General features: G+C 70.3%; 15 protein-coding genes. 7 read left to right on the forward strand and 8 right to left on the reverse strand.

Translation table 11 applies throughout. The annotated features are described in order from the left end of the window. The 3 genes from Q7T09_RS12635 to Q7T09_RS12645 all read left to right on the forward strand — a co-directional run. The coding region (locus tag Q7T09_RS12635; RefSeq protein ID WP_304700114.1) for an SDR family NAD(P)-dependent oxidoreductase at window positions 1-612 on the forward strand (612 nt) is incomplete at its 5' end. Between the two features lie 101 nt (window positions 613-713). Further along, a complete protein-coding gene (locus Q7T09_RS12640; protein WP_304700116.1) occupies window positions 714-3,416 on the forward strand; it encodes a PAS domain-containing sensor histidine kinase in 2,703 nt (900 codons plus the stop codon). A gap of 74 nt (window positions 3,417-3,490) precedes the next feature. Beyond that, entirely contained in the window at window positions 3,491-4,258 is a 768-nt protein-coding gene (locus Q7T09_RS12645) for an SDR family NAD(P)-dependent oxidoreductase (protein WP_304700118.1), read from the forward strand. Here the strand turns inward: Q7T09_RS12645 and Q7T09_RS12650 are convergent, their stop codons facing one another. Then, the gene (locus Q7T09_RS12650) at window positions 4,259-5,452 is read right to left on the reverse strand and encodes an alanine racemase (protein ID WP_304700120.1); all 1,194 of its coding nucleotides are present in this window, start codon (window positions 5,450-5,452) and stop codon (window positions 4,259-4,261) included. Beyond that, window positions 5,449-6,948, reverse strand: coding sequence for a helicase HerA-like domain-containing protein (locus tag Q7T09_RS12655; protein WP_304700121.1), 1,500 nt, complete (start codon window positions 6,946-6,948; stop codon window positions 5,449-5,451). Before Q7T09_RS12655 ends, Q7T09_RS12650 begins: the two co-directional genes overlap by 4 nt. A 232-nt stretch (window positions 6,949-7,180) precedes the next feature. Between Q7T09_RS12655 and Q7T09_RS12660 the strand changes: the two genes are divergently transcribed. Both Q7T09_RS12660 and Q7T09_RS12665 read left to right on the forward strand, forming a co-directional pair. Then, window positions 7,181-8,302, forward strand: a complete 1,122-nt coding sequence (locus Q7T09_RS12660) for an AI-2E family transporter (protein ID WP_304700123.1) — start codon at window positions 7,181-7,183, stop codon at window positions 8,300-8,302. A gap of 203 nt (window positions 8,303-8,505) precedes the next feature. Further along, window positions 8,506-13,356: an NAD-glutamate dehydrogenase gene (locus Q7T09_RS12665; protein WP_304700125.1), complete on the forward strand. Its 4,851-nt coding sequence runs from the start codon at window positions 8,506-8,508 to the stop codon at window positions 13,354-13,356. 4 nt (window positions 13,357-13,360) lie between these two features. On the opposite strand, the gene Q7T09_RS12670 is transcribed toward Q7T09_RS12665, so the two are convergent. From Q7T09_RS12670 to Q7T09_RS12685, 4 genes are all read right to left on the reverse strand, one after another. After that, window positions 13,361-14,668, reverse strand: a complete 1,308-nt coding sequence (locus Q7T09_RS12670) for an Hsp70 family protein (RefSeq protein WP_304700127.1) — start codon at window positions 14,666-14,668, stop codon at window positions 13,361-13,363. 95 nt (window positions 14,669-14,763) lie between these two features. Further along, window positions 14,764-17,049 (reverse strand): NADP-dependent malic enzyme, encoded by a 2,286-nt coding sequence (locus Q7T09_RS12675; protein ID WP_304700129.1) that lies wholly within the window; start codon window positions 17,047-17,049, stop codon window positions 14,764-14,766. A 119-nt stretch (window positions 17,050-17,168) separates the two neighbouring features. Continuing rightward, a complete protein-coding gene (locus tag Q7T09_RS12680) occupies window positions 17,169-17,813 on the reverse strand; it encodes a glutathione S-transferase family protein (RefSeq protein ID WP_304700130.1) in 645 nt (214 codons plus the stop codon). A gap of 117 nt (window positions 17,814-17,930) precedes the next feature. Next, a complete protein-coding gene (locus tag Q7T09_RS12685; RefSeq protein WP_304700131.1) occupies window positions 17,931-18,554 on the reverse strand; it encodes a TetR/AcrR family transcriptional regulator in 624 nt (207 codons plus the stop codon). 472 nt (window positions 18,555-19,026) lie between these two features. Between Q7T09_RS12685 and dapB the strand changes: the two genes are divergently transcribed. Both dapB and Q7T09_RS12695 read left to right on the forward strand, forming a co-directional pair. Then, window positions 19,027-19,800: a 4-hydroxy-tetrahydrodipicolinate reductase gene (gene dapB, locus Q7T09_RS12690; RefSeq protein WP_304700148.1), complete on the forward strand. Its 774-nt coding sequence runs from the start codon at window positions 19,027-19,029 to the stop codon at window positions 19,798-19,800. A 58-nt stretch (window positions 19,801-19,858) separates the two neighbouring features. Then, window positions 19,859-21,298, forward strand: a complete 1,440-nt coding sequence (locus Q7T09_RS12695; protein WP_304700132.1) for an amidase family protein — start codon at window positions 19,859-19,861, stop codon at window positions 21,296-21,298. Window positions 21,299-21,603: 305 nt separating this feature from the next. Here the strand turns inward: Q7T09_RS12695 and dut are convergent, their stop codons facing one another. Together dut and coaBC are read right to left on the reverse strand one after the other, a co-directional pair. Then, window positions 21,604-22,053: a dUTP diphosphatase gene (gene dut, locus Q7T09_RS12700; protein WP_304700133.1), complete on the reverse strand. Its 450-nt coding sequence runs from the start codon at window positions 22,051-22,053 to the stop codon at window positions 21,604-21,606. Next, window positions 22,050-23,243, reverse strand: a complete 1,194-nt coding sequence (coaBC, locus tag Q7T09_RS12705; protein WP_304700134.1) for a bifunctional phosphopantothenoylcysteine decarboxylase/phosphopantothenate--cysteine ligase CoaBC — start codon at window positions 23,241-23,243, stop codon at window positions 22,050-22,052. The genes dut and coaBC overlap by 4 nt, the downstream gene beginning before the upstream one ends. Window positions 23,244-23,288 lie beyond the last annotated feature (45 nt).

Genomic DNA, 23,288 nt, shown 5'->3' on the forward strand with positions numbered 1-23,288 from the left:
GATGTCACCTCCGAGGAGCAGGTGGACGTAGCCTTCGTCAAGGCGCGTTCGGTCAATGGTCAGGAACGCATCCTGGTGAATTGCGCTGGTACCGGCAACGCTACCAAGACCGCCGGTCGCGACAAGGCGACGGGCGACATCAAGCACTACCCGCTGGCCAATTTCGACCGCATCATCCAGATCAATCTGGTCGGCACTTTCCGCTGTATTGCCAAGTCGGCGGCCGGCATGTTGAACCTGGAACCGCTGGCTGACGGCGAGCGCGGCGCCATCGTCAACACCGCCTCCGTGGCGGCCGAGGACGGCCAGATGGGCCAGGCGGCCTATTCGGCCTCCAAGGGCGGCGTGGTGGGCATGACCCTGCCCATCGCCCGCGACCTGGCCGGCGACGGCATCCGCGTCAACACCATCCTGCCCGGCATCTTCAACACCCCGCTCATGCAGTTCGCGCCCGAGCCGGTGAAGCAGGGTCTGGCCGCCTCCGTGCCCTTCCCCAAGCGTCTGGGCAACGCCGAGGAATACGCCCAGCTGGCGCTCACCATGATCACCAACGGCTATTTCAACGGCGAGGACGTCCGTCTGGACGGCGCGATCCGGATGGCCCCGCGCTGATCTCAGCCACCTGAGACGGAGGGAACCTGAGGCCACGCTTTACGTTCCCTCCGATAAGGGGTTCGGTGTCACCGGAACCCTGAGTGGGGGCTTGTCGCGTCATGATCGGACGGTGGGCGCAGCATTTCGCGGTTGCGATCGAACGCCCCGTCGTCGGCTATGCCGCGGCCCTCGGCGCCGTGGCCGCCGCGGCCCTGCTGCGCGGCCTGGCCGGCCTGTTCATGGCCGCCCCGCCCAACTATGTGGCCTTCTTTCCCGCCGTGCTGTTCGCCACCCTGGTGGCCGGCCTGCGGGGCGGCCTGCTGGCCACCGCGCTGAGCGCCGGCCTGATCTGGGCCCTGTGGCTGCCCAAGGCCGCCCTCGGGGAGACCTGGGGCCAGCAGCACGTCCAGCTCCTGCTCTTCGTCCTCACCGCCACCCTGACCGTGGTCATCGCCAAGGCCCTGCGCCTGGCCGTCCAGCGGGGCGCGACGGTGGAGGCGCGGTTCCGCATCTTCCAGGAGCAGGCCCTGGACGGCTTCGTCATCATGGCGCCCGTGCGCCGCGACGGGGAGGTGGTGGACTTCCTCTGGACCTACGCCAACCCCGCCGCCGAACAGATGGCGCGGGCCGGGCTCACGGGCCGCCAGGTGACCGATGTCTTCGCCGGCGAGGCCGCCAGCGAGGTGATCGGCCGCCTGAGCGCGGCCCTGGAGGCTGACCGGCCCGACGACATGGAAGTCCGCCGCGTGATCGACGGGGCCGAGCGCTGGATGCGGTCCTCGGCCATGCGGCTGGGGGACGGCCTGGCCGTCAGCTTCCACGACATCACCGACCAGCGCCGGGCCGAGGAGGCGGCCCGCCGCAGCCGCGACGAGTTCGAGCACATCGCCAACGCCGCCCCGGTGCTGATCTGGATGAGCGGGATCGAGCAGGGCGCGATCTGGTTCAACGCCTCCTGGCTGGCCTTCACCGGCCGCACCCTGGCCGAGGAGCTGGACCGCGGCTGGCTGGAGGGGGTCCATCCCGAGGATCGCGACCGGGTGCTGGAGATCTACCAGGAGAACTTCACCCGCCGCTCGCCCGCGCGGCTGGAATACCGGGTCCGGCGCCACGACGGCGTCTATCGCTGGCTCGACGAGGCCGCCGCCCCCCGGTTCGACCGGGCGGGAACCTTCCTGGGCTATATCGGCTCCTGCTCCGACATCACCGACCGCAAGGCCGCCGAGACCGCCCTGCGCGGCGGCGAGGCCCGGGTCCGCGCCCTGGTGGACTCCCTGCCCCAGCTGCTGTGGGCCAGCCGCCCCGACGGCGCCTTCGACTATCTCAGCCCCCAGTGGGTGGCCTTCACCGGCGCCCCGGCCGCCGACCACATGGGGGACGGCTGGCTGCAGGTCATCCATCCGGAGGACCGCGACGACCTGCAGGCCGCCTGGGCCCAGGCGGTGCGCGGCGGCCTGCCCTTCGACGTGGAGCACCGTATCCGCCGTCACGACGGGGTCTGGCGCTGGTTCAACGGCCGCGCCTCGGCGATCCGTGAGGAGGACGGCAGGGTCCGTCGCTGGTTCGGCTCCTCCTCCGACATCACCGAGATCGTCGAGGCCCGCCGCCACCTGGAGGAACGGGTCGCCGAGCGCACGCGGGAGCTGGAGGCCAGCCTGGAGGAACGCGCCCGGGCCGAGGCGGCGCTCGCCCAGGCCCACCGCCTGGAGACCGTCGGCCGACTCACCGGCGGGGTGGCGCACGACTTCAACAACCTGCTGACCGTGGTGATCGGCGGGCTGGACATGATCCTGAAGAACCCGGCCGACACCGCCCGGGTCATCCGCCTGTCGGAGGCCGCGCTGGCCGCCGGACGCCGGGGCGAACGCCTCACCCGCCAGCTGCTGGCCTTCTCGCGCCGCCAGGAGCTGAAGCTGGAGGTGGTGGACGTCGGCGCCCTGATCGAACAGGTGGAGCCCCTGGTCCGCCGCGCGGTCGGCGAGGCCATCGACCTGACCGTCCGCTGCGATCCGCAGGTAGGCGCCACCCGCCTGGATTCCGCCCAGTTCGAGGCCGCCTTGCTGAACCTGGTGGTCAACGCCGCCGACGCGGTGGGCGGAGCCGGGCGGATCGAGATCCTCACCCGCCGGGTGAGCCTGGCGGCCGGCGACATCCCAGGCGCCCAGGCCGGAGACCATGTGGCGGTCAGCGTCGCCGACACCGGCGGCGGCATGAGCCCCGAGGTCCTGGCCAGGGCCTTCGAACCCTTCTTCACCACCAAGGAGGTGGGCAAGGGCACGGGGCTGGGCCTGGCCCAGGTCTACGGCTTCATCACCCAGTGCGGCGGCGCGGCCACCCTCGACAGCCGCCCGGGCGAGGGCGCCACCGTCACCCTCTATGTCCCGGCGGTGGACGCCGTCCCCACGGTGGAGGCGCCCCCGGAGCCCGGCGACGACAGCTGGGCCAGGGGCCGGGTGATCCTGCTGGTGGAGGACGACGCCGCCGTCCGGGCGGTGACCGAGGGCCTGCTGGTCGAGCTGGGCTGCAAGGTGACCGCCGAGCCCGACGGCCCCTCGGCCCTGGCCCGCCTGCAGTCGGGAGAGGCCTTCGACCTGCTGATCTCCGACATCATCATGCCCGGCGGCATGAGCGGAGTGGACCTGGCCAAGCTCGCCCGGGCCCGCGACCCCGACCTGCCCATCGTGCTCACCACCGGCTATGCCGGCGACGAGTTCGAGGGCGCCTCGGAGGTCGCCTGGCCCGTGGTGCGCAAGCCCTTCCGCGCCGAGCAGCTCAGCGCCGCGGTGCGCGAAGCCTTGGCGAGGGTCGCCGCCTCGGCCTGAGCCGGGCCGATTGACGCCCGTCAAGGCGGCGGGTCACGGCGGGTGCAACCTGCCGCCTCTCAGGAGGACGATTCATGGATAGGCTCAAAGGCAAGGTCGCCGCGATCACCGGGGCCGCGCTCGGCCTGGGACGCGCCACCGCGATCCGCATGGCCGAGGAGGGCGCCGCCGTGGCCGTCCTCGATATGCTGGAGACCGAGGGGACGGCGCTCGCCGCCGAGCTCTCCGCCCGCGGCTTCCCCGCCCGCTTCTGGCGCTGTGACGTCTCCAAGGAGGCCGAGGTCCGCCGGGTGATCGACGAGGTCGCCGCCCACTTCGGACGCCTTGACATACTGGTGAACAACGCCGGAGTCTCCGGCGCCAACAAGCCGACCCACGAGATCACCGAGGCCGAGTGGGACTTCGTCCAGGCCATCAACGTCAAGGGCGTCTTCTTCGGCACCAAGCACGCCATCCCCCACCTGAAGGCGGCCGGCGGCGGCTCCATCATCAACCTGTCCTCGATCTACGGCCTGGTGGGCGGCCCCGACGTGCCGCCCTATCACGCCTCCAAGGGGGCGGTGCGGCTGATGAGCAAGACCGACGCCCTGATCTACGCCCCCGATAGGATTCGGGTGAACTCGATCCATCCGGGCTTCATCTGGACCCCGATGGTGGAGCATCACCTGAGCGCCGCCGGGGACCTGGAGGAGGGCCGCAAGGCCACCGCCGCCCTCCACCCCCTGGGCCATATCGGCGAACCCGACGACATCGCCTGGGGCGCCGTCTACCTGGCCTCCGACGAGGCCAAGTTCATCACCGGCTCGGAACTGGTGATCGACGGCGGCTACACCGCCCGCTGATTACTGCGAAGCCCCGCGCCCCTCGACCCGCACCAGGTCGACGAGGACGTCGCCCCGCACCAGATGCAGCAGGTCGTAACGGTCGATGGTGGGGTCGCAGTGGGGGGCGGTGAACTCCACCCGCTCTCCGCGCGCCACGCTCCGGTGCCGGGGCCGCGTGACCATGCCGTGCTCGTCGCCGAAGAAGTGGTAGCTGGACCCTGCCCAGGCCTCCCCCAGGGGCTCGGGCGCCGGGCCGTCGGTGGCGAAGGCCTTGAGGCCTGCGTCCACCGTCACCCAGCGCGGGGCGTTGGCGCTGATCACCCGGGCCTGGACCGTCAGGCTGGTCTCGAAGGCGCCGTCCTCGTCCTCCCCCAGGGCCTCGCGGTATTCCCGGTCCATGAAGGCGTAGGAACCGGCCTGGATCTCATTCAGCACCCCCTGGGCGGCGTCGGCCGAGAAGGTGCCGGTGCCGCCGCCGGTGACCAGCCTGATCTCGTGACCCTGGGCCCGTAGGGCGTCGGCCGCCGCGGCGAGCTTGCCGATTCCGTCGGCCACGGCGGCGGCGCGCTGGTTGGCGCCGGTCATGTGCTGCCAGTGCCCGCCATAGCCCTGCACCCCGATCAGCCTGAGCGAGGCTTGCGCCGCGATCGCCGCGCCGACCTCCACCGCCTGCTCCACGCCGGAGACCCCGGTGCGGCCCATGCCGAGGTCCACATCCACCACCACCCGGACGATGACGCCGGCCGCCCGGGCCGCCTGGCCGATCTCCATCGCGCCGTCCGGATGGTCGACGGTGATGGCGAAGTCGGGATCGGCGGCCGCCAGCCTGGCCGCGCGGGCCGCCGAAGGCTCGCTCGCCAGGGAGGAGGTGATCAGGATGCCGCGGATTCCCGCCGCCGACAGGGCCTCGGCCTCGGCCAGCTTGGCGCAGCAGACTCCGACCGCGCCGGCGGCGATCTGACGCCGCGCCAGGGCCGCGCACTTGTGGGACTTGGCGTGGGGCCGCAGGGCCAGACCCGCGGCCTTGGCCCGGGCGGCCATGCGCGCCACGTTGCGGTCGAAGGCGTCGAGGTCGATCACCGCCGCGGGGGTCGGAACCCGCCAGCGCGAGCCCGGCTGGCCGACCAGGGCCAGGGACAGGGCGGTGGCGGGGCGGTCGGCCAGGAGGCCGAGCTCGGCGGCGATGGCCTCAAGGGGACGTTCGGAGCTCATCGGCGGCTGCGCTTCAGGCCGCCCATCAGGCCGCGCATGATCTCGCGCCCCGCCGTGCTGGCCACGGTGCGCAGCAGCTGTTTGGCGAAGGTCTCGCCCATGGACTGGCGGTTGGAGGCCCGCGCCGCCGGGCGGCGGGCCGGCTCGTCGCCCCACGGCGACGGGGCCGGCTCGGTGCGGCGTTGCTGGACTGGCGGGGCGGCGGCCGCTTCGGCGGCGGCGGTCGCCCGCGCCGCCAGCTTCTCGAAGGCCGAGTCCCGGTCCTGGGTCTGGTCGTAGAGCCCGCGCACCGGGCTTGCCGCCATCACCCCGGCCCGCTCGACCGGGGTCAGGGGCCCCAGGCGGGAGTTGGGCGGACGGATCAGGGTCTTCTGCACCATGGTGGGCGCTCCCTTCTCATCCAGCACCGAGACCAGGGCCTCGCCGACCCCCAACGCCTGGATCGCCTCGGCGGTGTCGAAGGCGGGATTTGTCCGGAAGCTGTCGGCGGCGGCCTTCAGGCCCCGCTGCTCCATCGGCGTATAGGCCCGCAGGGCGTGCTGGATGCGGTTGCCCAGCTGGCCCAGCACGGTCTCGGGGATGTCGGCCGGGTTCTGGGTGACGAAATAGACCCCGACGCCCTTGGAGCGGATCAGTCGCACCACCTGCTCGACCTTTTCCAGCAGCGGCTTGGGAGCGTCGCGGAACAGCAGGTGGGCCTCGTCGAAGAAGAAGGCGAGCCTGGGCTTGTCCGGGTCGCCGATCTCCGGCAGCTCCTCGAACAGCTCGCTCATCAGCCAGAGCAGGAAGGTGGCGTAGAGCCGGGGACTGGCGATCAGCTTGTCGGCGGCCAGGATGTTCACATAGCCGCGCCCAGCGCCGTCGGTGCGCATCAGGTCGGAGAGCTGCAGGGCCGGTTCGCCGAACAGGTGGGCGCCGCCCTGGTCCTCCAGGGTCAGCAGCTTGCGCTGGATGGTGGCCACGGTGGTGGGCGAGACATTGCCGTACTTGGCGCCCAGAGCCTTGGCGTTCTCGGAGGCGTAGGCGAGCGCGGCCTGCAGGTCCTTCAGGTCCAGCAGCAGCAGGCCCTCCTCGTCGGCGGCGCGGAACACCACCGAGAGCACCCCCTCCTGCACGTCGTTGAGTTCCAGCATGCGGGAGATCAGCAGCGGCCCCATCTCCGAGACCGTGGCGCGGATCGGATGGCCCTGCTCGCCGAACAGGTCCCAGAACACCACCGGCGCCCCGGCCGGGCGCAGCTCCAGGTTCATCACCTTGGCCCGGGCCAGCATCTTTTCGTTGGGAGTCCCCGGGGCGGCCACCCCGCAGAGGTCGCCCTTCACATCGGCGGCGAAGACCGGCACCCCGGCGTCCGATAGCCCCTGGGCCAGGGTCTGCAGCGTCACGGTCTTGCCGGTGCCCGTCGCCCCAGCCACCAGGCCATGGCGGTTGGCGCGGTCGAGCCGCAGGGTCTCGAGGTGATCGGAGAACCCGATCAGGACGCCGTCGTCGGCCATGGAACGCTCCTTGGAAGTGCGAGGGCCAAGCTATCGTCAGCGATGCGCCGCATCCACGGGCAAGGGTAAACAATCGTCACCGGCAGAAACATTTCTCAAACCCCGCGGGATTTGGGTCAGGCTTGCCGGAACCGGCCGAAAACCTCGCGAAGAACGCACCATCATCTCCGGGAAATCAGGCTAGAGGTCACCTTCATTGACGACGCCCGCGACCCCGAGGACAGTCGGCTCCATGCCCGCCGCCGAACCGACCACCAACGTTTCCCGCATCTGCCTGGTCATCCTGGCGGTGATCGCCAGCGGCGCGACCATCTATTGGCTCGCCGACATCCTGACCCCGCCGGCCATGGCCATGTTCCTGGCCATCGTCATCGACGGCTTCGCCCGGGTGCTGAAGCGCCGGCTGCCGTGGCTGCCGGCCAAGGCCGCGATGCCGGTGGCCATCACCGTCTCCATCCTGCTGTTCGGCACGGCCCTGTTCGTGATCGCCGACAACGGCGCGACCTTCGCCACCCAGCTGGTCACCTATGTGCCCAAGCTCAACAAGCTGATCGCCCAGGTGGCCAATGTGGCCGGGCTCGACGTGGCGCCCACCATCGAGCAGCTGCTGAGCCGGCTCGATCCCAGCAAATACATCGGCGACGCGGCCCGCGGCATTCAGGGTTTCGCCTCCAACGCCATCTTCATCCTGATCTATCTGGGCTTCATCATCGCCTCGCGACACGCCTTCGAGCGCAAGATGGTCGGCCTGTCCAACAACCGGGCCAAGCGCCACGAGGCGCTGGAGGCCTTCCAGCGCATCCGCGACGGGGTGGAGCAATACCTCTGGGTCCAGACCGTCACCGGCCTGATGATCGCCGGCGGCTCCTGGCTGGTCATGGCGGTCCTGGGCCTCGACAACGCGGTGTTCTGGGCCTTCCTGATCTTCATCGCCTCCTACATCCCGATCATCGGCGGGGCGCTGGGCATCCTGGCGCCGCCGATCTTCGCGCTCATCCAGTTCGAGCCGGTCTGGCCGGCCATCGTCCTGCTGGCGGTGCTGCAGACCATCCAGTTCGTGGTGGGCAACGTGGTCCTGCCCCGCATGCAGGGGGAAAGCCTCAATATCGATCCCCTGGTGGTGTTGCTCAGCCTGGCCTTCTGGGGCGCGATCTGGGGCGTGGCCGGCATGTTCCTCTCCACCCCGCTGACGGTGATGGCCATGGTCATCCTGGCCCAGTCCGACGGAACCCGCTGGGTCGCCGTCCTGTTGTCCGCCGACGGGGAGCCCGAAAAGCTGCGAGACCGGAAGGCCGGACTCGCGCCCGACGAAACGCCGAAACCGAAACGTCCTCGCCGCGTCACGCAAGCGTGAGGGCGAGGGTCCAACCCCGGGGTCTTCAACTTGGCCGTTCAATCCCTATCTGAATGTGGCTCGGGCGAGTCCCGACGCCCCGACGCCCGCTTTCTCAGCCCCCGGGCGTCGCGAGGACCGAGTGTTTCGCCACCCCCCCTAGGCGGAACCAGGCGCCGCCGGACACTCTCCTCCGGCGGCGTTCTCGCGTCCGGAGCCTGGGCATGATCCGCCGCCCCAAGCCCGCGAAGTCCGCCGGCCCCCTGATCAAGGCCTTCCTGGCCCTGGTTCCGGAGAGCGAGGCCGGCCGCGCCTTCATCGAGCAGGCCGCCGCCGACGCCGCCCCCGACGAACTGCCCGAACTGCCCGCCGCCGACCTGGCCGCGGCGCTGGCCGACTTCTGGGCCTTCGCCGAAACCCGGCGGGGCAAGGCGCCGGCCATTCGCCTGGTTCAAGGCCAGGCCGGCCTCGACCGCCTGGAGATCGTGCAGGACGACGCCCCCTTCCTGGTGGACAGCGTCATGGGCGAGCTGGGGGAGCAGGGCCTGTCGGTCCGCGCCATGTTCCACCCCGTCGTCACCGTGGCCCGCGACCGCAAGGGCGTGCGCGGCGAGACCGGGACACCGCGCCGGGAATCCCTGATCCAGGTGGTGCTGGAGACCGTGGGCGAGGACCGCGAGGCCGCCCTGATGGCCGGACTGAAGGCCGCCCTGGCCGATGTCCGCGCCGCGGTGGACGATTTCCCAGCCATGCTGGCCCTGATGCGCCGCGCCATCGAGGAGCTGAGCGGCGCCCCCAAGAGCGAGGTCCGCGACGAGGACGCAGCCTTTCTGTCCTGGCTGCACGACGAGCACTTCGTCTATCTGGGCGCCCGGGTCTACGAGTACCCGCGCCTGAAGAACGGCGACTACGCCCCGGAAGAACCCCTCTACCAGCCCCAGGACGGGCTCGGCGTGCTGCGCGATCCCGAGCGCACCGTGCTGCGGCGCTCCTCGGAGCCCGCCGTCCTCACCGCCCAGATCCGCTCGCGCCTGGCCGATCCGCCGGTGACGGTGGCCAAGTCCAATGTCCGCTCCCGGGTCCACCGGCGCGGCTACATGGATTATGTGGGGATCAAGCGCTACGGCGCCGACGGCAAGCCCTGCGGCGAGATCCGTTTCGTGGGCCTGTTCACCTCCGAGGCCTATGACGAGCCGGCCCGCGACGTGCCCCTGCTGAGGGCCAAGGTGGCCCATATCCTCGCCCGCGCGGGCGCCAGGCCGGGCAGCCACAACGAAAAGCGCCTGCGCAACATCGTCGAGAACCACCCCCGCGACGAGCTGTTCCAGGCCGGCGAGGACGACCTGCTGGCCACCTCGCTCGCCGTCCTGCACCTCTTCGACCGGCCCCGCGTGCGGCTGTTCGAGCGCCGCGACCCCTATGACCGCTTCGCCTCGGTCCTGCTCTACGTGCCCCGCGAACGCTACGACTCCGATCTGCGCGTCAAGGCCGGAGACCTGCTGGCCAAGGCCTATGGCGGCCGGGTCTCGGCCTACTACCCCTATTTCTCCGACGCCCCCCTGGCGCGGGTCCACTTCATCATCGGCTTCACCCCGGGGCAGCATCTCGATCCCGACCTGAAAGCCATCGAGGCGCAGGTGACCCAGGCCAGCCGCACCTGGGAGGACCGCTTCGACGCCGCCATCCGCGCCAGCGGCCGGCCAACCGACGAGGTCAGCGACATCCTGGCCCGCTACGCCGGGGCCTTCCCGGCCGGCTATCGGGACAATTACGACGCCGCGGAGGCCCTGGCCGACCTGGCGGTGATCGACAGCCTGGAGCCCGAGGAGCCGGTCCGGGTGCGGGCCTATCGCCGCCCCGCCGACGGCAAGACCCAGTTCCGCTTCAAGCTCTACCGGCCCGGCGCGCCGGCGCCGCTCGCCGACGTCCTGCCGATCCTGGAGAACATGGGCCTGAAGGCCATGGTGGAGACCGGCTTCCCGGTCACCCGCCTCGGCGCGGCCCCGGTCTGGGTCCACGACTTCGAGCTGGAGGACCCGCGCGGCGAGCACCTGGTCTTCGCCGAGGTGAAGCTGGCCTTCGAATACGCCTTCGTGGCCATCTGGAGCGGCCGGACGGAGAACGACGGCTTCAACCGCCTGGTGCTGGAGCTCTCCATCACCTGGCGCGATGCGGCCCTGATCCGGGCGCTCGCCCGGCACCGCCAGCAGTCGGGCCTGGACCCCAGCCAGAGGGTGCAGGAGGCCGCGCTCTCCAACCATCCCGGGGTCGCGCGTCTGATCCTGGATCTGTTCCGCACCAAGTTCCACCCGGCCATCAACGCCGACCTCCCCGCCCGCCAGGTCCAGGCCGACGCGGTGATGGCCGAGATCGTCGAGGCCCTGCAGCTGGTGGAGAGCCTGGACGACGATCGGGTGCTGCGCCGCCTGGCCCTGCTGGTGGGGGCGATCAAGCGGACCAACTATTACCAGCCCTGCCCCGACGGCCAGGCCAAGCCCTATATCAGCTTCAAGGTGGCGTCGGGCGAACTGGCCGACCTGCCCCTGCCCAAGCCGTTCCGCGAGATCTTCGTCTGGGCCACCCACGTCGAGGGCGTCCACCTGCGGTTCGGCCCGGTGGCGCGCGGCGGCCTGCGCTGGAGCGACCGGCGCGACGATTTCCGCACCGAGGTCCTGGCTCTGGCCAAGGCGCAGAACACAAAGAACGCGGTGATCGTGCCGGTGGGCTCCAAGGGCGGCTTCTATCCCAAGCAGCTGCCCAAGGGCGGAACGGCCGAAGCGATCCGCGCCGAGGGGATCCGCGCCTACACCACCTTCCTGCAGGGCCTGCTGGACATCACCGACAACCTGACCCCGGACGGCAAGGTCATTCATCCCGAGAATGTCGTGGTCCACGACGCCGACGACCCCTACCTCGTCGTCGCCGCCGACAAGGGCACCGCCACCTTCTCCGACATCGCCAACGGCATCGCCGAATCCTACGGCTTCTGGCTGGGAGACGCCTTCGCCTCGGGCGGCTCGGCGGGCTACGACCACAAGGTCATGGGCATCACCGCCCGCGGCGCCTGGGAAGCGGTGAAACGCCACTTCCGCGAACTGGGCAAGGACATCCAGTCCGAGCCCTTCACCGTGGTCGGCGTCGGCGACATGTCGGGCGACGTGTTCGGCAACGGCATGCTGCTGTCGCGCCAGACCCGGCTGCTGGCGGCCTTCGACCACCGCCACATCTTCCTCGACCCCGATCCGGACCCGGCCCGGAGCCATGCCGAGCGCGAGCGCATGTTCGCCCTGCCCCGCTCCTCCTGGGACGACTACGATCGCAATCTGATCTCCAAGGGCGGCGGGGTCTTCCCGCGAAACCTGAAGTCCATCCCGCTGAGCCGGGAGATCCGCGCGATGCTGGAGATAACCGCAGAATCGGCCACCCCGGCCGAGCTGCTGTCGGCCATCCTCGAGGCGCCGGCCGAGCTGCTCTATCTCGGCGGCATCGGCACCTATGTGAAGGCCCGCGCCGAGGGCCACCTGGAGGTGGGCGACAAGACCAACGACGCCCTGAGGGTCAATGGCGCCGACCTGAGGGTCAAGGTGGTGGGCGAAGGCGCCAATCTGGGCCTCACCCAGGCCGGCCGCATCGAGTTCGCCCTGAAGGGCGGCAAGATCAACACCGACGCCATCGACAACTCGGCCGGGGTCGATTCCTCCGACCACGAGGTCAATATCAAGATCGCCACCGGCATTCTTGAACGAACAGGAATTCTTACTCGGCCGAAGCGCGACAAGCTGCTGAAGTCGATGACGCCCGACGTGGCCGCCCACGTCCTGTCGCACAATTACGACCAGACCCTGGCCCTGTCCCTGATGGACCTGGACGCTGTCGGGGAGCTGGAGCCCCACGCCCAGTTCATGACCCGGCTCGAACAGGTCGGGCGGCTGGACCGCGCGGTGGAGGGCCTTCCGGACGCTGGCGTCATGGCGGCCCGCGCCGAGGCCGGACGGGGCATGACCCGGCCGGAGGAGGCGGTGCTGCTGGCCTATGGCAAGCTGGAACTGTCCCACGATATCGTCGCCTCTGCGGCGCCCGACGATCCGCACTTCGAGGCGGTGCTGGAGGGCTATTTCCCCCGCGCCCTGCGCAAGTATGACGACGCCCTGCGCCGCCACCGCCTGCGCCGGGAGATCATCGCCACCGTCGTGGCCAACGACGTGGTCAACCGCTGCGGGCCGAGCTTCCCCTCGCGCCTGATGGCGGCGGCCTCCTGCGACGTCCGCGCCTTCGTCACCGGCTATGAGGCGGCCAAGACGGTGCTGGACCTGCCGGCCCTGTGGGACGCCGTCGCCGACCTCGATCCCAAGATCCCGGGCCAGACCCCGGCCGCCGGCCAGATGGCCCTGTTCCGCCGCCTGGCCTACACCTTGCGTGGAGAGACCTTCTGGCTGGCCCGCCGGGCCGGGCGCGAGGGGGCCGGCGTGGCCGAGCTGATCAAGCGCTACGGGCCAGGCACCGCCACCCTGCGCAAGCTGGGGCCCGGCGTGCTCTCGAGCGTCGAGCAGGAACGGACCTTGGCCCAGATCGCCAAGCTAGTGGAGGCCGGCGCGCCGGAGGCCCTGGCGACCCAGGTGGCCAACCTGCAGCCGCTCACCACCGCCGCGGATCTGGTGGACCTGGCCGAGGCCTCCTCCTGGGCCCTGCCGAGCGTGGCCAGGCTCTATCACCAGACCGGCGAGGTCTTCGCCTTCGACCGCCTGCGGGCGGCGGCGGGCGGCTTCACCGCCGGGGACGCCTTCGAGCGCACCGCCGTGCGGCGGCTGCTGGAGGACCTGCTGGCCGAACAGGCGGTGCTGACCCGCTCGATCATGGCCTTCGCCGCCAGCGCCCAGGCCGGCGAAAGCGCCGAGACTGCCCAGAAGGCCGTGGCCTCCTGGGCCGCCTTGCGCCGCGACGCCGCCCAGGCCGCCCGCAAGGCGGTGGATGAGATCGAGGCGGCCGGCGGCGGCTGGACCTTCGCCAAGCTCACCATCGCCAACGCCGCCCTGCGCGAACTGGCCGCCAGCGCCACCTTGGAGAAGAAGCGGTAAGAAATTACGCGGAAAGGTCCGCCCGTCGGCACCAGCGGTCGAGGTCGCGCTCGCGGCCCATCAGGGCCAGGCCCGAGGCGATGGACTCCAGCTCGCTGCCGCTCTCGATCCTGGCGGGGTCGAAGCGGCGGTGGAAGATCGCCCGCACCGCCGGCACCAGGGAGGAGCCGCCGGTGAGGAAGACGCGGTCGATCTGGCCAGGCTGGAGCCCTGAATCAGCCAGGGCCTCGTCGACGGCGGCCTCGATCAGGGCGAGTTCCGGCGCGATCCAGCCCTCGAACTCCGCCCGCTGCACATGCCGGCGGATCTCGATGCTGCCGGCGGCGAAGCTGAACTCCGCCGCGGTCTCCCGCGACAGGGCCTCCTTCAGACGGCTCACCGAGCGGTAGAGCAGATAGCCGTAGTTCTCGTCCAGGGTCTCCACCAGCCGGGCGATCTTGTCGGGCTCGACGGCCTCGCGCACCAGCTTGCGGATCTCGCGCATGTCGCGACTGGCGCGCATCAGGGCCAGTTGGTCCCAGCGGGCGAAGGTGGAATAGTAGCGGTTGGGGATCGGCAGGGTCTTGCCGAAGGAGGTGTAGCTCGTCCCCTTGCCCAGTTCCGGCGACACCAGGTGGTCGATGATCCGGTAGTCGAAGGCGTCCCCGGCCACGCCGACGCCCGACCGCCCCAGAGGCGTCGAGGCGATCTCGCCGCCCTCGCGGGAAAAGCGGATGATGGAGAAGTCGCTGGTGCCGCCGCCGAAGTCCCCCACCAGGACGGTGGCGTCGGCCTTCAGCTCGCGGGCGAAGAAGAAGGCCGCCCCCACCGGCTCATAGGCGTAGAGGATTTCCTTGAACCCCAGGCGGGAAAAGGCGGTCTCGTAGCGGCGCAGGGCCAGCTCCGGGTTGGGGGCGCCGCCGGCGAAGGTCACCGGCCGGCCGACGATCACCCGCTCGGGCAGGTCGGCCAGGCCCCGTCCCGCATGATCGCGCAGCTTCAGCAGGAAGGCCGAGAGCAGGTCCTCGAACTGGTAGCGCCGCCCCAGGATCTGCGTCTCTGTGAAGCTCTCCGAAGCCGCGAAGCTCTTGAAGGACTGGATGAAGCGGGTCTCCAGCGGGTCCTCGACATAGGCCTCGATGGCCCACGGGCCGGCCTCCACCGTCCGCTCGTTGGGCCGCTCGGCGGGCGCGTGGAAGCTGAGGGCCGAGCGGAAGGCGAACAGGTCCCCCTCCGGCGCCGGGAAATTGACCAGGGTCGCAGGGCCGCCGTCGCCGGCCAGCGCCACCACCGTATTGGTGGTCCCGAAATCGATGCCGATCGTCCCGGCCATGGCGCGCGCTCCGAAATCTCAAGGTGGGGGGACGACGGATCGCCGCCCCACCCAAGGCGCGCGACCCGCTTAAGTCGTGGACAGGCCCCGACGCATCAGGCCTGGGCCTCCGCGAGGTCCTGCTCGTAGGCCGCCACGGTGGCCATCTGCAGGATGCGGCTGACCGAGGCCGAGAGCGGGCAGATCTGCACCGAGCGCGACAGGCCCAGCAGCAGGGGCCCGATCACCGTGGCCCCGCCCACGGCCTGGACCAGCTGGGTGGAGATGGCCGCCGAGTGGATGGCCGGCATGATCAGCACATTGGCCGGGCCGGTGAGGCGCATGAACGGGTAGTTGACCCGCTTTTCCGGATCGAGCGCCAGTTCCGGCGGCATCTCGCCCTCGTACTCGAAGTCGACGTCCATCTCGTCGAGCATGGCCACGGCCTCGCGCACCTTCTCGCTGCGCTGGCCCATGGGATTGCCGAAGGTGGAGTAGGACATGAAGGCCACCCGCGGGGTGTAGCCCAACACGCTGACGGTGCGGGCCGCCTGCAGGGCGATCTCCACCAGCTCGTCAGCCTCCGGCATCTCGGTGACGTTGGTGTCGGCGATGAACAGGGTGTGGCCCTTGGCCAGGACCACGCTCATGCCCATGACCCGGCCGTTGGGGGACGGGTCGATGACCTGCAGCACCTCCTCCAGCACCTGGTCGTAGGAGCGGGTGACCCCGGTGACCATGCCGTCGGCGTGGCCCAGCGCCACCATGGAGGCGGCGAAGGAGTTGCGGTCCTGGTTGATCAGCCGCTGGACGTCGCGCTTCAGGAAGCCCTGGCGGGCCAACCGGCTGTAGAGATAGTCGACATATTCCGGATTCCGGTGCGACAGCCGGGCGTTGATGATCTCCAGGCCGGTGTCCTTGGGATCGAGGCCGGCGACGGCCATGTTCTCCAGCACCAGGTCCTCGCGGCCCACCAGCACGGCCTGGCCGAGGCCCGCGCTCTGGAAGGCGTAGGCGGCCCGGATCACGCTGGGCTCCTCGCCCTCGGCGAAGACGATCTTCTTCTTGGGCGCGGCCTGGACGGTGCCCTGAAGCTTCTGCAGGAAGGCTGCGGTGGGGTCGAGCCGCTGGGCGAGCGACGCCCGGTAGGCGTCCATGTCCTCGATGGGCTTGCGGGCCACCCCGGTGTCCATGGCCGCCTGGGCGACGAAGGGCGGGATGTACCAGATCAGCCGGGGGTCGAAGGGCGAGGGGATGATGTACTGCGGGCCGAACTTCAGCTGCTGGCCGTGGTAGGCCGCGGCCACCTCGTCGGGCACGTCCTCGCGGGCGAGCTGGGCCAGCGCATTGGCGCAGGCGATCTTCATCTCCAGGTTCACGCGGCGGGCGCGCACGTCCAGCGCGCCGCGGAAGATGTAGGGGAAGCCCAGGACATTGTTGACCTGGTTGGGATAATCGCTGCGCCCGGTGCCGACGATGGCGTCGGGCCGCACGGCGTGGACCTCCTCGGGCAGGATCTCCGGATCGGGATTGGCCATGGCGAAGATCAGCGGATTGGGCGCCATCTTCATGATCATGTCCTGGGTCAGCGCCCCCTTGGCCGAGAGGCCCAGGAAGACGTCGGCGCCCACCAGGGCCTCGGCCAGGGTCCGGGCGTCGGTGTCCACCGCATGGGCCGACTTCCACTGGTTCATGCCGGCCGAACGGCCCTTGTAGATGACCCCGGTATTGTCGACGGCGATGCAGTTCTCGTGGCGCACCCCCATGGCCTTCATCAGGTCCAGGCTGGCGATCCCCGCCGCGCCTGCCCCGCAGAGCACCACCTTGACGTCCTTCAGCTCGCGGCCGGTGATGTGGCAGGCGTTGATCAGGCCCGCGCACGAGATGATGGCCGTGCCGTGCTGGTCGTCGTGGAACACCGGGATGTCCAGCAGCTCCTGCAGCTCGGTCTCGATGCGGAAGCACTCGGGGCTCTTGATGTCCTCAAGATTGATGCCGCCGAAGGTGACGCCGATGTTCTTGACCACCGTGATGATCTCGTCCGGATCGGTGGCCGAGACCTCGATGTCGATGGAATCGACGTCGGCGAAGCGCTTGAAGAGCACGCTCTTGCCCTCCATCACCGGCTTGGCGGCGAGCGCCCCCAGATTGCCCAGGCCCAGGATGGCCGTGCCGTTGGAGATCACCGCCACCAGGTTGCCCTTGGACGTATAGTCGTAGGCCAGCTCCGGATTCTCGGCGATGGCCAGCACCGGCACCGCCACGCCCGGCGAATAGGCCAGGCTGAGGTCGCGCTGGGTCGCCATCGGCTTTGTGGGCACGATGGCGATCTTCCCGGGGGTCGGGTCCCGGTGGAAGCTGAGGGCTTCCTCATCGGTGAAGGTGCGTTTTTCGTCGCTCATAGGGGGAGCGTGTCCTTACGGCGCTGGGGGCTTTTGAATGAAGGGCGCCAACCTACAGAGGCCGGCGCCCTGAAACAACCTGCCGCGGCGAAGCTTCGCCGCGGACGTCGCGGCGGCGATCAGCCGGCCATGCGGGCCTTCAGCGCGGCCTGCATCTCGCCCAGCACCTTGGCGGCGGCCGGGTCCTTCTGGATGCGGCCCCAATAGGCGGCCACCTTGGTGTGCCGGGCCATGGGATCGCCCTTGCCGAACACCATGCCGAACACACCCACGAACATCAGCATGGGGACGAGCGCGCAGTCGGCGGTGGTGACGCTGTCGCCCACCGCATAGGCGTCTTGCGTCATGAACAGGTTCAGGTGGGCCAGGCCGCTGTCGAGCTTGGTGAAACCCTCCTCCACCACCGCGGCGTCACGGGTGGCGGGGTTCATCTGGCCAAACAGGTTGGAGCCGCTGGCCATCACATAGAGCTCGGCGACCCGGGCGATCAGGCGACCGCGCGCGATCTCGTCGGGCTTGGTGGGCCGCAGGCCGGAGGCGGGGAAGGCGTCGGCCAGGTATTCGACGATGGTGTCGCTCTCGGGGATCACCGTGCCGTCGTCCAGCACCAGGGCCGGGATCTTGCCCATGGGATTGATCGCCAGATATTCCGCGCTCTTCAGGTCGCCCGGCGGCGGCAGGATGTGCACCGGCAGGTCCTTGGCGTAGATCGCCATCCGCGGACGCGAGGCGAAGGGCGAGAGATCGTTGGAATAGAGCTTCATGGCGTTTCCTGTCCGGCGCGCGTCTCGAAAGCGGGCGCGCCTGCGGGGTGACTCTTAGGGGCGCGGGGGGATCTAGGCCAGGGTTCCACCGCTTCATTCCCCGCTCGGTGTTGGGGCCTACCGCCCCGCCCGCCCGCAGATCAGGTCGACGACCGCCGCCCCCATGGCCCGCAGGCTGGCCAGGTCGCCCCCGGCCCGGGCGCGGACGGCCATGGCGTTCATCACCGCCGTGGCCACCTTGGCCATGCCCGCAGCGTCGGTGGAAAGGGGCAGGTTGCCCACCTCCATGGCCCGCCGGATGCGGGCCTCGAAGGCCGCGTCGATCTCGGAGAGCGCCGCGGCCAGCACCGCGCGAATCTCGGGATCGTCCACCGCCTCGGTGACCGCGGTGCCGATCAGGAAGCAGCCCCGGGGGCCAAGGTCGCCGCGCATATAGAGGCCGGCGGCGGCCTCATAGACCCGCGTGAGGGCCGCGCGCAGATGCTCGTCGGGGGCCATGGCCGCGGCCAGCGCCGCGGTGGTCTCGGCGCGGGATTTCTCCAAGGCCTTGAGATACAGGGCCTTCTTGTCGCCGAACGCCCCATAGAGGCTGGGCCGGTTCAGGCCGGTGGCGGCCGATAGGTCGTCCAGGGAGGTCGCGGCGTAGCCGGTGTTCCAGAAGGCGGCGCGGGCCTGGTCCAGCGCCACGGCGGGATCGTAGCTGCGCGGACGGCCGCGGGGTCGAGGCTGGTTCTGTACCACTTCGAATCAAATTCCTGAGGCGATTAATTTACTACCGTTAAGGACTTTAATGCCCGACGCCAGGGGTATCTAGATCCGCCGTCGGGTGAGGAAATCGCCCGCCGCGCGAGACCTTTTTTGTACTACGTCGCACGCAATTCTTGGCGCCTCTTATTTTGTATCGAATGGTATGCAAGTCAACCGGCCGGAGGACATCGTGGAACCCTCCCCGCTGGCCTGCTCGCCCCCTGGTCTCCCGCGCGATGCAGGAGGATGGGGCTGTTCCAAGCGGCTTAGCTAACCCCCCAACCAACGTCATCCCGGCCGCAGCGCAGCGGAGAGCTGGGACCCAGGAGCCGCGCGCTCCGCCCCTGGGTCCCGGATCGGCCTTCCGGCCGTCCGGGATAACGGCGAGGGTGGCGTCTCCCTTGACCCAACCGCCACGCTCGCGGGACAAGCATGTGCCCCACAGGCACATTCTGGAGAGACCCCGCTGACCGCTCCCATCCGCATCGCCGTCGCCGGCGCGCTCGGCCGCATGGGCCAGGCGGTCACTGCGGCGATCACCGCACGCGACGACCTGGTGCTCGCCGCCCGCTTCGACCGGCCCGGCGCCCAGGGCGAGGGCCTGGTGAGCCAGGAGGCCGCGCTCGCAGCCTGCGACGTGGTGATCGACTTCACGACGCCGGCCGCCTCCGTGGCGCTCGCCCAGGCCTGCGCCGCCCGTGGCGGCCCGGCCCTGGTGATCGGCGCCACCGGTATCTCCGATAGTGAGGCCGCCGCCATCGAGGCCTGCGCGGCCAAGATCTCTATCGTACGGGCCCGCAACTTCTCCCTCGGCGTCAACATGCTGCTGGGTCTGGTGGCCCAGGCGGCGCGCGCCCTGCCGGCCCGGGACTACGACATCGAGATCTTCGAGGCCCACCACCGCCGCAAGGTCGACTCACCCTCCGGCACCGCCCTGATGCTCGGCGAGGCCGCCGCCGAGGGGCGCGGCGTGGACCTGAACGAGGTGGCCCAGCGCGGCCGCGACGGGATCAACGGCCCCCGCGCCGAGGGCGACATCGGCTTTTCGGTCATGCGCGGCGGCGACATCATCGGCGAGCATTCGGTGACCTTCGCGGCGGAGGACGAGATCCTCACCCTCAGCCACTCGGCCCGCGATCGGGGCCTGTTCGCTCGCGGCGCCGTGGAGGCCGCCCGATGGGTGGTGGGCCGGCCCGCCGGGGCCTACGACATGCAGGACGTCCTGGGTTTCAAGGCCTAGGCGCGGCTCAAAGCGGAGAATTTATCTCCGTATACATCCTCATTTTGGGAAGTTGATCATGGCCGGAGACATCCTCGACCAGGACGCCACCAGCCAGCTCGCGGCCCTGGCCGGCAAGCGCATCTCCGCCGAGGAACTGCTGAAGCTGGTCCTCCGCCGGCAGGAGAAGCTGCACAAGAGCGTCAACGCGGTGGTCAACGCCGACCTGGCCTACGCCCTGGAGCGCGCCCGGGCCGTCGACGACGCCCGGATCAAGGACGGCCAGCTGGGCCCCCTCGCGGGCCTACCCATGACCATCAAGGACACCCTGGACGTGGCGGGCATGCCGGCCTCCTCCGGCCTGGACGCCTTCCGACACCGGATCTGCGAGGACGCCCCGGCCGTGGCCGGCGCCCGGCGGGCCGGGGCGGTGATCTGGGGCAAGACCAATGTCCCGGTGATGGCCGGCGACTGGCAGAGCTTCAACGACCTGTTCGGGACCACCAACAATCCCTGGGACCTGACGCGCACCAGCGGCGGGTCGTCGGGCGGGGCCGCCGCGGCCCTGGCCGTCGGGATCACGGCCCTGGAGATCGGCTCGGACATCGGCGGCTCCCTGCGGGTCCCGGCCAGTTTCTGCGGCGTCTTCTCCCACAAGCCCACCTGGGGCCTGGTCTCCCAGCGCGGCCATGTGCCGCCCCAGCCCGGCGCCCACGCCGAGCGGGACCTCAACGTCATCGGCCCCCTGGCGCGCTCGGCGCGGGATCTGAAGCTGCTGCTCTCCCTGATCGCCGGCGGCCCGGTGGCGGCCAAGGCCCCGCCCGCGGACCTGGAGAGGACCCGCATCGGCCTGTGGCTGGAGGCCGACGGATTCCCCCTCGACCCCGAGGTGCGCACGGTGATCGAGGCCCTCGCCGCCAAGCTCACCGCCGCCGGCGCCCAGGTGGAGCCGATCTCCAGCCCGGTCCCCGTCGACCAGCTGATGGGCGCCTACCAGGTGCTGCTGGGCTCCATCGTCGGAACCGACCTGCCCGAAGCCCAGCGCAGGCAGATGGCCTCCATGCGCGGGGTGGCCAAGCTGGCGGCGAGCCTGGGGGCCGACGAGCGCTTCGCCCAGGTGCGGGCCTATACCGCCACCCACGCCGAGTGGCTGGAGGCCGACGAGGTCCGCTGCCGCCTGCGCGAAAGCCTCAAGGACGTCTTCTCCCGCTTCGACGTGATCCTGGCGCCGGTGAGCGCCACCGTGGCCTTTCCGCACAACCACAAGCCCTTCGCGAGCCGCAAGATCCCCTGCTCCAACGGCGAGACCCTGCCCTATGGCTCCATGCTGAACTGGATCGCCCTGGCGACGGCCTGCCACCTGCCGGTGACCACCATCCCCGCGGGCCTCGCCGCCTCGGGCCTCCCGGTCGGCGTCCAGCTCATCGGCCCCCACGGCGGCGACGCCAAGACCCTCGCCGTCGCCCAGGCCATCGATGAAAATATCACCGGTTTTGTGAGCCCGGCGTTGGACTTCTAGACCTGGAGTTTCATTGGAGGCCCCCTGTCATCCTTCTCCCCTTGCGGGAGAAGGTGGCCCTGCGGAGCAGGGTCGGATGAGGGGTCGATAGACCTCTCCGGAAAACCCGCGTCGTCATCCTGGCCGCAGCGAAGCGGAGAGCCGGGACCCAGGGGCCGCATTCAATCCCCCTGGGTCCCGGATCGGCCTGACGGCCGTCCGGGATGACGGGAGTTATTTTTCTAGAGGGAAGTGCGACCCCTCATCCGGCGCGCCCTCGCGCGCCACCTTCTCCCGCAAGGGGAGAAGGGACCGTCGTTGAATCCTCAAGCCGCGCCCGTCGACCCGAACCCGCCGGCCCCGCGCGCCGTCTCGTCGAGGTCCGCCACCTCGGCCACGACGGCTTGAGTCACCGGGGCGATCACCATCTGGGCGATGCGGTCGCCGCGGCGAACGGTGAAATCTTCTGCGCCGAGGTTGATCAGGATCACCTTGACCTCGCCGCGATAGTCGGAATCCACGGTGCCCGGCGTGTTCAGGCAGGTGATCCCGGACTTCAGCGCCAGGCCCGAGCGGGGCCGCACCTGGCCCTCGAAGCCGCGAGGGATCGCCATCGCCAAACCGGTGGGCACGGCGAAGCGATCGCCGGGGCGGATCACCAGGGGCTCGTCCTGCGGGACGGCGGCCCGCAGGTCCATGCCGGCGGAGTCGGCGGTCTCATAGGCCGGCAGGGGCAGGTCGGAATTATGCGGCAGGCGCTTGATGGGCAGGTTCACGACAGCTCCTCGGCCATGCGGGCCGCCAGCTTGCGGGCGACCTGGGACTTGGCGGTCCGCTCCCATCGCTCGATTCCCTGGGCGGTGACGATAGCCACCGCGTTGTCGTCGCCCCCCATGGTCCCCTCGATGCTGACGTCGTTGGCCACGATCCAGTCGCAGCCCTTCTTGGCCAGCTTGGCCTGGGCGTAGGTTTCCACGTCGTGGGTCTCGGCGGCGAAGCCCACCACCAGCTTGGGGCGGCGGAAGCCGTTGGCCAGCGTCGCCAGGATGTCGGGGTTCTCCACCAGCTTCAGGGCCGGCGGGCCGGCGGCGCCCTTCTTCATCTTGGCGCCGGCCTCCACCTCGGGGCGCCAGTCGGAGACTGCGGCCACGCAGACGGCGATCTCTGCGGGCAGGGCAGCCTCGCAGGCGCTGAGCATCTGCCGCGCCGTCTCCACGTCCACCCGGGTGACGCCGGGCGGGGTGGCCAGGGAGACCGGGCCGGCCACCAGGGTCACCTGGGCGCCCAGCTCGGCGAGCGCGGCCGCGATCGCGAACCCCTGCTTGCCGCTGGAGCGGTTGGTGAGCACGCGGACCGGGTCGATGGGCTCGGCGGTGGGCCCTGCGGTGACGATGGCGCGTTTCCCCGCCAGCGGCTTGGCCGGGGGGGCCTGCAAGGCGGCCATGATGGCGGTGAAAATTTCTGCGGGTTCCGCCAGGCGACCCGGTCCGAACTCGCCGCAGGCCATGGCCCCCTCATCGGGCCCCACGAAGCTGACCCCATCGGCGCGCAGGGTCGCCAGGTTGCGCTGGGTGGCCGGGTGGTTCCACATCCGCACGTTCATGGCTGGCGCCATCAGCACCGGCTTGTCGGTGGCCAGCAGGGTGGTGGACGCCAGGTCGCCCGCAAGGCCGCCCGCCGCCTTGGCCATCAGGTCGGCGGTGGCCGGCGCCACCACCACCAGGTCGGCGGAGCGGGAGAGCTGGATATGGCCCATCTCCGCCTCGTCGTTCAGGGAGAAGAGCTCGGAATAGACGCGGTCCTCGCAGAGGGCCGAGAGGCTGAGCGGGGTGACGAACTGCGCCCCCGCCGCCGTCAGGATCGGGCGCACCGCGACGCCCGCCTTGCGCAGCAGCCGCACGAGTTCGAGCGCCTTGTAGGCCGCGATCCCGCCGCCCACGATCAGGAGAATCCGCTTTTCCGACAAGGCTTCGCGCCCCCCAGGTGTTGGTCCCCGGTCATAGGCCAAACG

The sequence above is a fragment of the Phenylobacterium sp. genome, assembly GCF_030645195.1.
Lineage (GTDB): Bacteria > Pseudomonadota > Alphaproteobacteria > Caulobacterales > Caulobacteraceae > Phenylobacterium.

Coding starts and splice junctions, on each gene's coding strand:
- Q7T09_RS12640 (WP_304700116.1), top strand. CDS start 714: ATGATCGGACGGTGGGCGCAGCATTTCGCGGTTGCGATCGAACGCCCC.
- Q7T09_RS12645 (WP_304700118.1), top strand. CDS start 3,491: ATGGATAGGCTCAAAGGCAAGGTCGCCGCGATCACCGGGGCCGCGCTC.
- Q7T09_RS12650 (WP_304700120.1), bottom strand. CDS start 5,452: ATGAGCTCCGAACGTCCCCTTGAGGCCATCGCCGCCGAGCTCGGCCTC.
- Q7T09_RS12655 (WP_304700121.1), bottom strand. CDS start 6,948: ATGGCCGACGACGGCGTCCTGATCGGGTTCTCCGATCACCTCGAGACC.
- Q7T09_RS12660 (WP_304700123.1), top strand. CDS start 7,181: ATGCCCGCCGCCGAACCGACCACCAACGTTTCCCGCATCTGCCTGGTC.
- Q7T09_RS12665 (WP_304700125.1), top strand. CDS start 8,506: ATGATCCGCCGCCCCAAGCCCGCGAAGTCCGCCGGCCCCCTGATCAAG.
- Q7T09_RS12670 (WP_304700127.1), bottom strand. CDS start 14,668: ATGGCCGGGACGATCGGCATCGATTTCGGGACCACCAATACGGTGGTG.
- Q7T09_RS12675 (WP_304700129.1), bottom strand. CDS start 17,049: ATGAGCGACGAAAAACGCACCTTCACCGATGAGGAAGCCCTCAGCTTC.
- Q7T09_RS12680 (WP_304700130.1), bottom strand. CDS start 17,813: ATGAAGCTCTATTCCAACGATCTCTCGCCCTTCGCCTCGCGTCCGCGG.
- Q7T09_RS12695 (WP_304700132.1), top strand. CDS start 19,859: ATGGCCGGAGACATCCTCGACCAGGACGCCACCAGCCAGCTCGCGGCC.